At 51.6% G+C, this 14,858-nt stretch carries 14 protein-coding genes; 10 read left to right on the forward strand and 4 right to left on the reverse strand.

The genetic code is table 11. The features are described from left to right. The first annotated feature begins 105 nt into the window (after nucleotides 1-105). From GC165_01055 to GC165_01080, 6 genes are all read left to right on the forward strand, one after another. Nucleotides 106-462 (forward strand): hypothetical protein, encoded by a 357-nt coding sequence (locus GC165_01055; GenBank protein MBI1331447.1) that lies wholly within the window; start codon nucleotides 106-108, stop codon nucleotides 460-462. A gap of 310 nt (nucleotides 463-772) precedes the next feature. Next, complete coding sequence (locus GC165_01060; GenBank protein ID MBI1331448.1) at nucleotides 773-4,435, forward strand: hypothetical protein; 3,663 nt, start codon at nucleotides 773-775, stop codon at nucleotides 4,433-4,435. After that, a complete protein-coding gene (locus GC165_01065; protein ID MBI1331449.1) occupies nucleotides 4,407-5,528 on the forward strand; it encodes a hypothetical protein in 1,122 nt (373 codons plus the stop codon). Before GC165_01060 ends, GC165_01065 begins: the two co-directional genes overlap by 29 nt. Further along, nucleotides 5,525-5,929 carry a hypothetical protein gene (locus GC165_01070; protein ID MBI1331450.1) on the forward strand — a complete coding sequence of 135 codons (405 nt, stop codon included), beginning with the start codon at nucleotides 5,525-5,527 and terminating at the stop codon, nucleotides 5,927-5,929. The genes GC165_01065 and GC165_01070 overlap by 4 nt, the downstream gene beginning before the upstream one ends. Before the next feature lie 504 nt (nucleotides 5,930-6,433). After that, on the forward strand, nucleotides 6,434-6,745 hold the full coding sequence (locus GC165_01075; protein ID MBI1331451.1) for a transposase: 312 nt from the start codon (nucleotides 6,434-6,436) through the stop codon (nucleotides 6,743-6,745). A 234-nt stretch (nucleotides 6,746-6,979) separates the two neighbouring features. After that, complete coding sequence (locus GC165_01080; protein MBI1331452.1) at nucleotides 6,980-7,201, forward strand: hypothetical protein; 222 nt, start codon at nucleotides 6,980-6,982, stop codon at nucleotides 7,199-7,201. 18 nt (nucleotides 7,202-7,219) lie between these two features. Here GC165_01080 and GC165_01085 read toward each other — a convergent pair whose 3' ends face one another. Continuing rightward, on the reverse strand, nucleotides 7,220-7,573 hold the full coding sequence (locus tag GC165_01085) for a hypothetical protein (protein ID MBI1331453.1): 354 nt from the start codon (nucleotides 7,571-7,573) through the stop codon (nucleotides 7,220-7,222). A 249-nt stretch (nucleotides 7,574-7,822) separates the two neighbouring features. Here GC165_01085 and GC165_01090 point away from each other — a divergent pair, with 249 nt between their 5' ends. The 3 genes from GC165_01090 (at nucleotide 7,823) to GC165_01100 (ending at nucleotide 10,258) form a co-directional block, all read left to right on the forward strand. Next, nucleotides 7,823-8,317 carry a hypothetical protein gene (locus tag GC165_01090; GenBank protein ID MBI1331454.1) on the forward strand — a complete coding sequence of 165 codons (495 nt, stop codon included), beginning with the start codon at nucleotides 7,823-7,825 and terminating at the stop codon, nucleotides 8,315-8,317. A gap of 105 nt (nucleotides 8,318-8,422) precedes the next feature. Next, nucleotides 8,423-9,373, forward strand: coding sequence for a DUF1738 domain-containing protein (locus tag GC165_01095; protein MBI1331455.1), 951 nt, complete (start codon nucleotides 8,423-8,425; stop codon nucleotides 9,371-9,373). Between the two features lie 237 nt (nucleotides 9,374-9,610). After that, nucleotides 9,611-10,258, forward strand: a complete 648-nt coding sequence (locus GC165_01100; GenBank protein ID MBI1331456.1) for a DNA methylase — start codon at nucleotides 9,611-9,613, stop codon at nucleotides 10,256-10,258. Between the two features lie 917 nt (nucleotides 10,259-11,175). Here the strand turns inward: GC165_01100 and GC165_01105 are convergent. From GC165_01105 to GC165_01115, 3 genes are read right to left on the reverse strand one after another with little or no spacing between them, the layout of a single operon-like run. Next, nucleotides 11,176-12,558 carry a ThiF family adenylyltransferase gene (locus GC165_01105; protein ID MBI1331457.1) on the reverse strand — a complete coding sequence of 461 codons (1,383 nt, stop codon included), beginning with the start codon at nucleotides 12,556-12,558 and terminating at the stop codon, nucleotides 11,176-11,178. Between the two features lie 5 nt (nucleotides 12,559-12,563). Beyond that, nucleotides 12,564-13,262: a hypothetical protein gene (locus GC165_01110; GenBank protein ID MBI1331458.1), complete on the reverse strand. Its 699-nt coding sequence runs from the start codon at nucleotides 13,260-13,262 to the stop codon at nucleotides 12,564-12,566. Between the two features lie 6 nt (nucleotides 13,263-13,268). Continuing rightward, nucleotides 13,269-13,493, reverse strand: a complete 225-nt coding sequence (locus tag GC165_01115; protein ID MBI1331459.1) for a DUF2188 domain-containing protein — start codon at nucleotides 13,491-13,493, stop codon at nucleotides 13,269-13,271. Between the two features lie 133 nt (nucleotides 13,494-13,626). On the opposite strand from GC165_01115, the gene GC165_01120 reads away from it, so the two are divergent. Continuing rightward, nucleotides 13,627-14,856 (forward strand): ImmA/IrrE family metallo-endopeptidase, encoded by a 1,230-nt coding sequence (locus tag GC165_01120; protein ID MBI1331460.1) that lies wholly within the window; start codon nucleotides 13,627-13,629, stop codon nucleotides 14,854-14,856. Nucleotides 14,857-14,858: the final 2 nt, after the last annotated feature.

The raw sequence follows: 14,858 nt of genomic DNA on the forward strand, positions 1-14,858 counted from the left end.
GTTATCAATTAACGATAAAAAAGATATCCACTTTTTCTAGTTTCTTAGTCACAATCTGACAAAAAGTACGATACAGTAATTTTTACAGGAGCGCGATGGACTGAAATGATGCTCTCTGACCGGGTGCAGGACCATGTAACCCGTCCCAGAAACAGGGGCGAAATGGCGGATGCAAACCGAGTTGGAGTAGCGGGAGTTCCAGGCGACGGGCCATTTGTAAAGATTTGGCTTCTCACTGAGAATGACACCATCCTCAAAGCGAGCTACGACACCAACGGTTGCCCGAGCTCGGTCGGATGTTCCAGCGCGCTTTGTGAATTAGCTATGGGGCGAACGATGGAAAAGATGAAACTCCTCGAACCTAAGGAACTTGAACTTTATCTCGGCGGGTTGCCAGAAGGCAAAGGCTATTATGCTGACCTCGCAGTGCAGGCGATGAGAAATGCCATGGAGGAGAAATAAGATGCCGGGCGGTGGTGGAACGATTGGTGGGGGCTGGCGTTGTGCAAACGGAATATGCATGAAATGGCCACCGGTAATAATCATCCGTTATCATTTCCAGTTTCGCCTTTACCCTGCGGGGTTGCCGGGTCTTGGAGAAAATAGCGGCATGTGTGCGAGTGCAAACGATAATCCCATCCCAGACTCAGGAGGAGACGGGACGACCTGCCCACTTCGGGGAGACATGCCCTATGTTCCCCGCTCAGTTGACTACTCAGGGTCGCCCCCTCTGCAGACCTGTGAGCAGATTCCGATCTGATGGAGACCCAAGATGAAAGAAAGCAAATCTCCGCTCAGGAATACCTCGCTTGACCAGACTCCATTGGACCCCGCTGTGCTCCAGCACCCCACACGGCCGATGCCCGATCCTCGGGATGGATCACTGGTCCTCGACCCCGAGATCATGCTTAGAGCCTTGGGCCTTGGACTCCATATTGAGTTCTTCTACAGTTCTGCGTCGTCTAAGAACGAACAGTATGGAAAGAACCGTTCCGCCAACGTCGCCGGTTTTGTCGCTCAGAACAGCGAATTCACCACCAATGTTGGCCTCTGGCGAGGCAATGAAACGGGCTTTCTCTATAAGGTAGCCAGTACCTCAGGGGGAATAACTTACTACAACGCCACGGCGACCAACTATTCGCCGACCACGCTGATTTACGATGGAAGCAAGTTCCAAGAGTTGGGAGCCGATGGTTCGATGGTCGAGTACGGCCACGTCGCAGGGTCCCACAACCTCATCACCAAAATTGTGTCGCCTGCAGGGCTCGTTCAGACCTTTTCCTACGGTGTCTCGGGCGAAGCCGACCTGATCAAGACCATCCAAGTGCCCGACGGGCGCAAGGTGACCTTCACCTACGCGGTGAGTTCTCCGACCTCGCTCCTTCGCTCGATCGAGGATTGGGGCGGAAGGTTCTGGACATTCCAGTACGATGCCAATCGCCAGTTGACGACGATGTCGACCCCGCTGGGCTGCGAAACCGGCTATGCCTATTCCACCTTCTCGGGCAACACCCTCCTGTCCTCCGTCACCGACCCGAGAGGCTATGCCACTCTCTACAGCTATGACAGCAATAAGCGGGTCGCCACGATGTCGATGGCCGATGCGGTCTACACGCATGTATATGGTTCAAACGTCAGCGCCGGCTTCAAGGGCTCGACCCAGATGTCGCCTACTGGCGCGATTACGACCTACACTCTCAACTCAAATGGGCAGATCGAGGGCATCCAGCATCCCGAAGGCTACATCAGCACGTACACTTACGATTCAAACGGCTTTGCAATATCGGAACTCGTTCCGTCGGGAACCCGGTTCAGCTACACCTACGATGCCCGTGGCAACGTTACCAAGTCGATTGACCCCTTGGGTAACGTCACCACGATCCAATACGATGCGGTTGGCAATCAGACGACTATCACGAATGCGCTGGGCTACATCTCCTCGTTCGTCTACGACGGTTCGCGTAACCTCCTGGCAAGCGTCGATCCGCTAGGACGCCGCACCAGTTTCACGTACGATTCCAACGGTATCCAAACGTCAATGCAGGATCCTCGGGGTCTCACAACAACCTTCCAGTACGACGCTTACGGCAACAATACAACCATCACAAACTCGGATGGAAGTGTGGTGACTCAGACCTACGACGGTCTTGGTCGCATGGTGACCTCGACCGATCCGCTTGGACGGACGACCAGCTATGGCTACGATGTCGCCGACCACGTCATTTCGATGACCAATGCTCTGGGCGAAATGTCGAGAACGGTTTACGACACCTGTTTGCCAGTGGCCCAGGTGACGCCGTTGGGCTTCCGCACAACGATGACCTACGGTCGGTTCGCAAATGTTCTGACCACAATGAACCCGCTTGGCAATGTTTGGAGTCAAACCTACGACAACATGGGCTACCAAACGTCCAGCATCGATCCGCTTGGTCGAACGACAACCACCGTCTACAACGCCGCGAAGCAGAGAATCGCGACCGAAGATGCCCTTGGATACTTCACCAGCTACGCTTACGATTCGTCGGGAAGACCGAACGGAATGCAGGATGCGCTCGGTAATAGAACAACGACCATCTACAACGCCCGTGATGCGATAGCGACGCAGGATGCTCTAGGCAATCGATCCACGCAAACTTTTGATGCGATTGGACGACGAACCGAATCGATGTCGCCTCTCGGCTATGTGAGAACGACTGTCTATGACGCGGCGAACCAGGTAACGGCAAATGTCGACGCCCTCGGCTATCGCACGAGCTACACCTACAACGAGAACGGCGCTCAGGTAACCACTCAAGACGCTCTGAATTTCGTCTCGACGACGAGTTACCAGGCTACGTCGAATAGAGTTGCGGCTCGAACCGATGCAAAGAGCTTTGTCACAAGCTACTTCTACGATGTTGCTGGGCAGTCTATTGCAATGCAGAATCCTCGCGGCTTTCTTTCGTCGACAATTTACGATTTGGTAGGAAGAACAAGGACATCAATCGACGCTACTAACAACACGACTAGCTTTACTCACGATTTAGATGGACGAATGGTCTCTTTAGAAAATGCCCTAGGCCAAGTTTCTTCCTGTATTTACGATAATGCTGGGCGACAGATCGCCACTATCTCACCTCTCGGTTTCTTCAACACAACCACGTACGACATTGCTGGGCAGGTTCAAACAACGCAGAACGCCTTAAATTACGTTAAGACCTTCTCCTATGATGGGCGAGGTAGTAAGATATCGGCTACCGATTCGTTAGGCAATACGACTTCAACGGTCTACGACACTGTCGGCAGAACGCTGGCGACTGAAGATGCTCTCGGATTCTTTACAACCTACACCTACGATGCGATAGGCAGACAAACCGTTCGAACCGATGCGAAAGCCAACCTCATCTCAATGAGCTACGACGCCGACAGTCGCATGACCTCGATTTCGAACGAGATTGGCAACGTCACGACCTATGGCTACGATGCTAATGGTCGCACGACGACTAAGAAGCAGCCGAGCGGCTTGGTGACGACGTTCTCATACGACGCAATTGGTCAACAAACCGGCATCGCCTACAAAGACGGAACGCTTGTCACCAATGCCTATGACGCCATTGGCCTCATGACGTCTGCCGAGAACTACACAGGAAAAACAACATATACCTACGATGGCAACGGCCAAATGTCGGGCAAAACCGATCCCGGCTTGCTTTCTCAAGCTTACAGCTACGACGGAGCAGGTCAGAGAATAAACCTTACTGATCCCGACGGTGGAGTCAGGACTTTCTGCTACGATGCAATCGGTAGAACGAGTACATTTGTTGATCCGCGAGGAAACAAAACAACACTACAGTACGACATAGGTAGTCGTCGAACCACTATTGTTTACCAGTCAGGTATCACAAGAACTACAGAGTTTGACGCGCTTAATCGACAGATTAAGCTACTTGACTATCAACCAAACGGCTCCGAATGGCAACGACTTACTTATACCTACGACAATGTCGGAAACCCAATCCAGATTCTTGATGGTAGTGGCGAAGTGACCAACTACGGATATGACGCAAAATACCGACTAACCTCTGCCAACTTCACTCCCAACACGAATGCCTTCTACACCTACACGTACGATGCGGTCGACAATCGGACATTTGCCAGTGAAGATGGACCGACAACCTTCATGTACAATGCCGCCGGGCAGATAACGACCTCGATTAATGTGGGCACGGTTTCGACCTATACCTATGACATGGACGGCAACAATACCATCGTCCAAACAGGTGCATCCTTTGCTACAATGGGATATGATCAGGAAAACAGGTTGGCAAACCATGTGGATGGATCCACCTACACGACCTTTACATATCAACCAGACAATCTTAAGCGAACCGAGCATTCTGGTTCGAAATATACGACCTTGATTTGGGATGGTAGCGACTATTTGGGAGCGTACTAAGATGGCGATGACAGAACAATACTACACGATTGACGGTCAGATGATAGCTTACGAGTCTGGAGGGACACGGAAGGATTTTCTCACTGATAACCTCGGATCAGTAACGGCGGAAATTGATCAGACGGGTATGAACCGGACATTTGATGGCAGGTACAGACCATACGGCAATTCATTATGGTCATCTGGAGTTCGAGGAGTCTACGGCTGGATTGGTACTCGTGGATACCGCAATACTGGCTTAGCTGAATCTTCTCTTTATGTAAGGGCCAGACACTACGAGTCCAAGAGTGGAGCATGGACAACGCAAGATCCCGTGTGGCCCACTTTGAGTGCCTTCGCCTACGTTCGCGGTCATGTTACGAAGGCCGTTGACCCGCTGGGGCTCTTCGATTGGGATCTCTACGTTTGGCTCGAAATTGCACTGAACGGAGGTGCAACGGTTATTGATGGAGTTTTTTACGGCTGGGGAACATTTGTTATTGGGGGAAATTACGGCGGTGGAGATCGCAATTCGGGCTCAAGAGGCGGAGGAGGAGGTACACGTGGTCGTGGAGGGTCTTGTGGCACTGGACGAGGAAGTTCGGATCCAAGCGGCCCTCCATGTGACCAACCTGAACATCGAATTAACGGCGTCAAGATAGCCTATTGGGCTACATGCGGTGGCAATTGTCTCTTGGATCAACTGGCACCGATGTGTTGGGATATTCTAAAGGGATTCGAAAAGGGAACTTCAAATTGGGACATACTTATTAAGTATGTTCAATGCGCAAAAGATGTCTTTCTCTTGCTATATTCTGAAGTTGAGGTTAGCGAACTACTAGAAAACATGGAGAAACTGGCCGACGCAGTTAGGTGCTTCTCTGACTGCATTAAGGAAGCTCCAAATCTTGACGAACCTGCATCTTGGCAATATTGCAGTTCTGGTAGCGCAAAGTTACCAGGTGAGTCATGCGATGAATGTTGTAATCGATTGGCAAGCATGCAACCTTGGAACACAGACTGCATTACCTGCTGCGAGGAAGAGGCTGGTCCTCCTAGCGAAAGCGGTCACTCGGGACCACCTGGGTATACTGGCAGCGGACGAGCAAGATGAAGCACGACAGGAATAATGATTTTGCCCTTGGATTGGTCTTCTTCGCTTTATTGAGTGGCGGTTGTTCTGGTCCAAGGTCCACTGCCTCGGCCACAACTGTCAGCGTAGTTGATTTGGCTGTTTTGCGATCTAAGCCTACTACTCAAATAGTCGGGGATCCAGACAGTGAAGGAGTCACGCAATATTGGTATGAATTCGATATGGATTGGCATATGCTTGCCTCTAAAGTAGAAACCGATCCGGCCCTTTCCCATTGGAAGCAAGGGCACTATTCTAAGGGGGTTGTCTTTACCAATCCTGGATCTAAATTGATTACTGTTACCGTCCATGAAGGGGGAGGTACCGCCAGTTCATATAACGATACTTCCAAATCCAGCATTATGGTGTCAGTCAGAAAGTAATTGCATGAAGTGGAAACTTGTTAGATATTCATTTGCTTCGATTTTGGCAATTTTCTATTTCGGAGTGGGAGTCTATTTCTTCTGCATCGGAAAAATGCCTAGGATGGAAACAAGTCATCATTTTAGTTCTGAAAAGAAGAAAGACTATCTCTACGGTAGTGACGCCAAGGCATGTAGTATCTTTATGATGATTACTGGGGGATGTTTTATTTTAGTGAGTGTTATTTCTATCGTTAATACGGTAAATGGAAGGGAGATTGGGACAAAAAGCAATTACTGGTAGTAGTCGATCGCTTAACTCTCTTGACTGGTTCCCAAAAAACTGACTGACCCGGACGTTAGTGGACGATATTCTCAACCCGTTGCGTGATGAAGATATGCAAGGGTTTGGCACATCGGAGCAACCAGTTCTTCGTGAAGCTTCAAGTAACGAGCAACCGAAGTCTTAGCTGCCTTCATGCTTCATGCAATAGAGGTGACTGGTTTCCTAAAAACTAACCGCCATTGAGTGTTATGTTTTGTTCTCCAGTAGTATGGAGAGGGAACATGTCGAAAGGCAAAAGATACAACGAAGAACAGATCGTTGGGATATTGAAGGAAATAGACAGCGGCGCGAGCATTGCAAGCGTGAGCCGTCTTCACGGGGTGAATGTGCAGACGCTGTACCGCTGGCGTGAGCGCTATGCGGGAATGACGAAGTCCGAGCTTGCGGAGCTGAAGGCTCTTCAGGAGGAGAACCGCCGTCTGCGCCACATCGTGAGCGAGCTGAGTCTGGATTTGGCGACGACCAAGGAGATTGCGAAGGGAAAATGGTAAGCCTTGCTCAAAGTGACCGGTCCCCGGTCATTGACCCAAAGCGATCACACGCCAAAAGGTGGGATTGCCGTGAATGGCCCTCGCGATAATGTGTCCAAAATTCTCATTTTCCATTGTTTCCATCCGCCGACCTTAGTCCAGCGAATTGTCGCTGAACTGGACGAACCCTTTGTACATTTCGGCAATTCTCAATTCATATCGCATATCGAATAACAGCAAGTACAATTCTCACCTGTGCATCGCAAGACCATTCGACTGGAAATGATGGCGGATCGATATGATCTGCCGCTTTCGACGCGGGCAATCAACCTGATGTTCAAGCTGGGCATCCTCACCGCCGAAGCGCTGATCACCGCAGACCTCGAAGCCATCAGCAATATCGACGGCGTCGGACCAAATACCATCGGCGAACTGCGACAGTCTCAAGAAATCCTGCGCAAGGAACTTAGCCGGTAGGCGAATTCCCGCCGTTAATCACGCAACCAGGTCAGCGTCGCTCTTATTAAAGACCTTAAAACTCTCCCGAATGCTGTCGCCCGGTTTACTGTTGAGCATCGCATCAAGATATCTGTCCCAATCCTCGCACATCCCTTCGTATCCGATGTCGATTGTTGCGTAATCCAAAGATGGATCGTTCGGATCACTCGGCGCTTTGATGGCCAGGCTGTCCCCGTAAGCCAGCCGTTCCATGCCGAACAGGAGCTTCTCGTAGGCGTTGCCTTCGGCGTCCCTCATTGCAAAGTTCAGCACGCCGTGAGACCGAATGAACATCTTCGCCGCCGCGATCTTCAGTAGATCTTTGCTTTCAATCTCTGACTGGGTCGTCATTTTGCTTTAAGGACGTTTTATGGGTTCCGATTGCCGCACCTGTCTCTCTTTGTCGCATTCACCACGCCCTCATTTGACGCCGATCATGGCGCAGGACGCTTGCCGCGCAAGGGGCACCCCAGTTTCCGCGCATCACTTATGCAACCGGGGACTGCGTTTTCCCCGCCCCGTTGCGCGGCGTCGCTGATCTCCCGCGCCTGTTTTTCCGGCATCAGGGCAATGGTGTCCTGACCAACGAAAGGCAAAGCCATGAAAACAATCAACCGTCCAGACTTTATCGCCTGTCAAGTTCGTACCTCTGTTGACGAGGTCCCAAACCGAGTACGGTATTTTCCAATCGGCACGGCCAGAACGAAATGCCGGGACACTCAAACAGACATTCACATCAGTCTAGTCGAAGGTCTGGTGGCTGGTGACGACTTCTATCTGATCGCCTACGCAAACGCCGAGCATCTCTGTGACCACCCCGAAGTCAGCAAACCATGTTATGCCCATTACTTCGGCGATACCGCCGTTGAGGATGACATCGAAGAGGCCTTGGCGCTTCTGGCAAAGCACCGCTGTATCGGCATCATCTGGTCTATTGAACATGTGCAAATCGTCCGTGATGACTTATCCGACGATCAATGCTGGGAAGTTCTGGAGCGCTGTGAATGCCATCACGATGCTGGCGTTGGCATAGACCTCGACCTCATTAAGACTCACGCAGACTTCCTGTTCCCCCAAAAGCAGGAAGAGGATTAGGTAACCAGCGCGGAGGCTTCGGCCTCCGCTCGCCGTGGTCGACATACGATAGCATGGCCATGGTTTCTCAATCTTTCATCAATAGGCTTACTTTTGGAGGTCGATATGACAAACAAAGCGGCAGATCGCTCGGACGTTTATTCCCGAGTAACCAATCAGATCATCAAGGCAATCGAGGCTGGTGCGGGCGAGTGGCGTATGCCATGGCATGCGTCCGAAGTGCCGCTTGCCATCCCAAAGAATGCGCTGACCGGCAAACCGTATCGCGGGATCAATGTTGTCGCCTTATGGGCGCAGAGCCAGGACAAGTGCTATATGGAGCCAACCTGGGCGACCTATCAGCAATGGGCGTTGCTTGGCAAACAGGTTGCCAAAGGCGAAAAGGCCACGATCGGGATTGTCTGGAAACCGCTTGATAACGACGGAGCCGATGAACCCGCCAGAGACAATCCAGCATCTGATGAAGCTAACGAACAGCGCTGGTTTGCCAAAGCATTCTCGGTCTTCAACATTGCCCAGCTTGATGACTACGAGCCGCCCGCAAATCCAGGTCAACCAGTAATGCCAAGAATTGAAGAAGCAGAAGCATTCTTTTCAAATCTGGGTATCGATCTTCGCCACGGCGGAAACCGTGCCTATTACCGTCCGGCAGATGACTTTATTCAAATGCCGCCGTTCGATACGTTTGTTTCGCCAGATGCCTACTATTCCACTCTCGCGCACGAGTCGACGCACTGGACGGGGCATGCCAGCCGTCTTGAGCGCGACCTTTCGGGCCGGTTCGGTTCCGAAAGCTATGCGGCGGAAGAACTCATTGCCGAACTTGGCGCGGCGTTCATCGCGGCGGACCTTGGCTTATCGCCCGAACTTCGCGCCGACCATGCCGCCTATATTCAGTCATGGCTCAAAATCCTGAAGGCTGACAACCGCGCGATCTTCGCCGCCGCCAGCCACGCTCAGAAGGCGGCTGACTTTCTGAACGCGGGGAACCCCACGATGAAGCCTGAAAGCAACCCGCAACCGCAATCACCGACGCAGTTTGCACTCCAGTTATAGATTCCTTTTGAACCCGGTTTTCAGCGCATTAGTTCTCTCCACCGCGTTCACCATGCCCTCAATTGACGCCGATCATGGCGCAGGATGCTTGCCGCGCAAGCGGCACCCCGGTTTCCGCGCTTCACTTGTGCAACCGGGACTGCGTTTTCCCCGCCCCGTTGCGCGTCTTCGCTGATCTCCCGCGCCTGTTTTCCCGGCATCAGGGCAATGGTGCCCTGACGACAAAAGGAGAAAACAATGCAAATCGAAAACACCTTCATAAACGGCGACTGCCTAGACATCCTGCCAACCTTGCCCAGCGGCTTTGCCAATCTGGTCCTGACTGATCCGCCGTATCTGGTGAACTACAGCTCACGCGATGGAAGAGCTGTTCCCAACGATAACAACGACGCATGGCTGGAACCTGCCTTTGCAGAAATCTACCGGGTCCTGCATCGCAACAGCTTTTGCATCAGCTTCTACGGCTGGCCGAAAGCGGACCGGTTCATCCAGGCATTCCGCAAAGCTGGATTCAAGATTGTCGGACATTTCGTCTTTCCAAAGGCATACAGTTCTTCCACCGGCATGGTCGGCTACCGCCACGAATGCGCCTACCTGTTGGCGAAAGGACATTTGGTCCCGGCCAAACTCATCCCCGACGTACTTCCCTGGAAATACACCGGCAACAAGCTTCATCCCACACAGAAACCTTTGGCGATCCTGCGGCCTTTGATCGAAGCCTTTTCCAAAGAAGGCGACATGGTCCTCGATCCCTTCGCAGGTTCAGGTTCAACCCTCGTCGCCGCCAAACAACTCCACCGCGACTACCTCGGCATCGAACTCGACGCGAATTATCACGCGATCGCCCTGCAACGCTTATTGCCGGCGGTTGACATCCGGCAATAAGCGAACGACCCCGAGAACTTCTCGAGGTCGTCCGACACAGATGCTGGGAAGCTATGCAACTCTGACCGCAACACCAAAGTGATGCGAACACTGACCTTGACAATTTGCCGCATGGCTAAGCCATCCGTCATTGCATATAGCAGTTACTTTGTCTCCTATCCCAATTGCAAATTCTGCAACTGATACCCCAGCGGTCGCGGCCAACTTCGTAACTAGGAACTGGAGATAATAGGCGAGACCTACGCAGGCAATTATTGCACCGATAACAATGAGTGCCTTTTGGGACGGAGTGCGAGCTTCCCACCAACGACGAATATTTCTAGGTAAAGAATTAATACTTTCCATAGCAGGAGTGTACTAGCTATGATGGCGTTCACCTTTGCTCTTATGTCTAAATGCTGCCAGCTTCGCTCAATCGGGCTAATTTGCTGATCTGCCATAGCGGGCATTCAGAATGACTGCGTCAAAAGAGAGACGTGAAATCTCGGGTTTGCGCCGATGGCGTGGCACACTCCATAATTAATCACCACAAGCGTGAAATTTGCCTTAACACCAAATCACTTTGCCGTCCGTCATCACAAAATGCGATTTGCAACCCTTTGATCGCCAGACCGATGGCGTTAGCGACGGCTCCTTATTTGGTCCACATGACAACGACCAACTCGGGCTATCATCCGGCAATAGACTTAGTTGAATAATATCCCCGCACCCACAGGGGCAAACCATCACCGCAAGCCAAGGCTCGCCATCCCCCACTGCGTAGAGCGCTCTTTTTTTCAGCTTGTCGGGAACTTCAGTGACGTAAATCATTCGGAATGGCTCTTGACTACCACCAATCAGCTGACCCCAAATATAGGTCAGCCACCGAAGCAAGTTTACTACTCTCTGCTTAGACCAAGCGAACACATTTTTCATTGCTAGCTCAGCCCCGGCATGTCGAGCAAAGGCTCAATGTCGCCTTTGCCGATTTCTTTGATTAAGTGTCCTGAACTTTCGGCGGCGGTTTCACGCAGTAGCATCCATTCACACAGATCCCCACGCACGATGTCGTATTCAGAGTTCTCTAGATTTCGGAAGGGATGAATTCGAGCGAGAAATTCGTTTACGGCTAATGCGCCGAAGAACATGTTCACGCTAATGACGGCAGGCCGATCCTCATTGACGCCGCGAATATATTTGGCAGCCAACTGCTCTCGATAAGCATCGGGATTCGTCCTCTTTAGTGCCTCAGCCCTTACTTGTTCGGTCGTATAGACTTCACGCTCCAGCAGCGATGACATACCCGGACAGAAATAATGTACTGCACCAGCGATCGTGCTGATTCCGCCGTTTCCATCAGCAACCAGGCTAACCCCAACATCGATATAAGGGATCAAATAGAAGCTACAAATTCGATTGAGCAGATTCCTTCCCTCAGCGGAATCGACACATCCAAAGACAAAGTCGCATTTTGCGATACGCTTGACGGCGTCCGGCGTGCCAAGGTTCGCCTCTACTGGATCAACGATTTGCCCTTGTCCTAATGCCTTGGCTTGTCTCGAAAAGACTACGACCTTGGCCAGTGATCGGGCAGCGTCTTCGCCGGTTGAGTTCAGAATTCGGTTTAGATTCTTGTCTTCGACTTTATCAGGGTCTACCAAGACAAGCTTACCAACGCCTAGACGCAGAAGCTGTTCGATAACCACACTTCCCGTGCCAGAACAGCCGACAACGCCAATCGTCATTCTTTGGAGCATTTCGATTGTGCCTTGTCCAAACGCTTGTCGGTGCCTCTTCTGGGCCTCGCGCTCGTCAAGTTCCTCTTCCTGCCTCCAATATCTTGGTGAACTTCCAAGAGCAGTGATGCAGTTGAATGGATTCATCAAGTGCCCCGCAACTAACGCCCTGCCAAACATGCTTCCATCTGGCAACATGACTGCACTGCCGTGTACACGTCCTTCCTGGAACAACCCGTCCCACGCAATGGAAAGGTCGACATCAGATTTGTCATCAAACCTCGAAAAAGAGCGATAGTCTGTCGGGTGGCAATGGACTTTCACCAAACTATTGCCTGATTTCCAGACTTCACCGATCAAGTCGTCAAGGATGTCGGTAGACCACACAACGCGGTCGGGTGTTCTGACAGAGCAGAGATCGTAGGGAATGGGCACGACCCGGCGCGTGGTCAGAATTGTCTGACTATCGTCTTCATATTGGCCGCAAACCAACAGCGCCACGGCCTCTAGCCCATCTCCGGGAAAGAGATGGGCCCGAAGCTCCTTGTACTGCCCTTCGGTCAGTCGCAAAGAATATTCGGGCATGATTGTTACTTGAACTCCCGGCGCAGCCAGTCATCGACAAGCGATAGATGGCTTGCAATATCATCAACACCGGGACGCCAGGGATTGGCGGCGGTTCTGTGGCGCGACCATTGCTGAAACTGCTTGCCGAGGTAATTGCAATCCGAGAGGTTTGCGATCGTTCCACCATCGAGCCGCTTCAGGGACGGACTAAAGTACGCCATGTCAATCTGCGTATCGGGATAATTGCTCGGAATGACTAAGAGCAGAGTGACGAGATTTGTGTTGTAACCGGGTGGGATACCCCATCCATGGATCAGAAGATAGCGGGTTTCGCCTTCCTTAATGGCTTGCCAGTCTTTGCCGAGCGAGTCGAGGAAATCTCGATCTGCTTCCGGCATGAGAAAAGTATTTTCGTTGGCGACCAATCCTTCGGTTGGGTCTTTGGGTACGGTAGTGAACCGCTCTACGCCTTTTTCTCGCAAATCTACATGCTGATCGGGCGCAATCGGTTTCGGCTGTTGCCCCCGAATGATCTGATAGAGTTTCCACTCCGCCGGTTCCTTCTTGGCAAGACCAAGAATCTGCTTGCCAGTGGGAAGCGGGTTGTCCGTGTCGTAAGTCTCCTTATCAATGCGGAGACGATAGGTTTTCGCGAGAGGAACTTCCTTGCCAGCGATGGCATATTCCTCAATGACTACGAGTTCAATTACGATTTCTTCCATTGTCTTTTAACCTTCAGGGGGGTGGGGGTCATGGCCGTGGGAGTCGCGTCCTCGAATTTGACCGTCACGACCGTGGATGATGAGTTCCGATTGCTGGTTTCTGGCAATCTCGCGTCCCCGCTCGATTGCTTCGGCCTGCGTTCGATGGATCGAAGAGGCCCTTTGGCCGCCTTCGGGCTTAACTGCCCAGCCTGATGGACTGGGGACTACGTGCTGGTTCTTACCTTTCATAAGATTCGTCCTAACTCATTGAAGCCGGTCAATTTTCCAGCTTCATGAGTATTATAGCACAAATCTGACGATTTGACTATATTGTGCTGATAGTATATATTATATATATTAGAGATAGAATCAGGAGATACCCATGCCCCCACTTACCCGCGACCACCTAGCAGAGCGCATACGACAGGCCCGAGATAATGCCCGGCTTACTCAGGACCAGCTGGCAGAACTTGCCGGTATGGAGCGTTCTGCCTTGGCGAAGGTCGAAATTGCCGCTCGAAACGCTACCGGCGGCGAAATTGAGCGCATTGCCTATGCGCTGGGTAAGAATCCGATGGACCTTCTTGGCAATGGCCCCTTATGCCAAGGCGCTTCCGTTCAGTTTAGGAGCGTAACCGATGAAGAGAGCGCTGAAAATAGGAAGGCAGTTATGGACTGCATTGCACTATTACAGGAAGCCCGGCAACTCGAGACTTACTTAGGTGTTGACCGTCCCGATGTTGCGAAAGGCTATAGCTTTGGCCGAATAACTAACTTCTCGGAAGCAGTTCATGTTGGAAGGAGCGTTGCGAAATTTGAACGCGCGCGACTAGGTCTTGGCCATGCACCGATTCCAGATATTGCCGACTTAATCAATCTCCAAGGAATCCGAGCCGCCGCTGTGCCGATGAAAGACGAGGTTTCTGGAATTTTTCTTCAAGACGAAGAATTAGGAACCGCGATCCTTGTCAATCAAAATATGTCCCGAGTTCGGAGACGCTTCTCCTATGGGCATGAGTATGCCCACGCTTTGCTAGACAGAGACGAACCATCTGAACCAAGCGGAAGAAAGAATGCGAAGGAACTCCGCGAGGCCAGAGCCAATGCCTTTGCTGCAGAGTTTTTGGTTCCTGAAGATGGCATTTATGGTCTGCTTGCCCAACTTGAAAAAGGCGAAGCATCAAGGTTTCATGGGGCATTGTTCAGCCCATCCTATGAGAATCTCGAACTATTTGAAGAACGGACCGACTCGAACGCTCAGAAAATTACGATCAGAGAAGTTGCCCTAATTGCGCACACCTACAGAGTAAGTGTTGATGTCGCAACCTATCGGTTGTTTGACATTGGCGTTATACGACGCCCAGAAACGGACGCCCTGCTTGACCAGCGTGACAACGCACAAGAACTGATCAAGCTTCTGAGATTTTGGGATGCAGAAAGCGAAGAGCCCAATAATCAGCCCCTGCTACAACAACAGATTTTGATGCTTGCGATCGAAGCTCTGCGAAGAGACAAATTGCCAACTTCCAGGTTCCGGGACGTTTGTGTATTGACGAACTTCCCGGCGGATGACCTATTAGACGCCCTTGGTGTAGTGACCGAAGAAGCGTAAGG

The organism is Armatimonadota bacterium (assembly GCA_016125185.1).
In the GTDB taxonomy this organism is placed as follows: domain Bacteria; phylum Armatimonadota; class Fimbriimonadia; order Fimbriimonadales; family Fimbriimonadaceae; genus Fimbriimonas.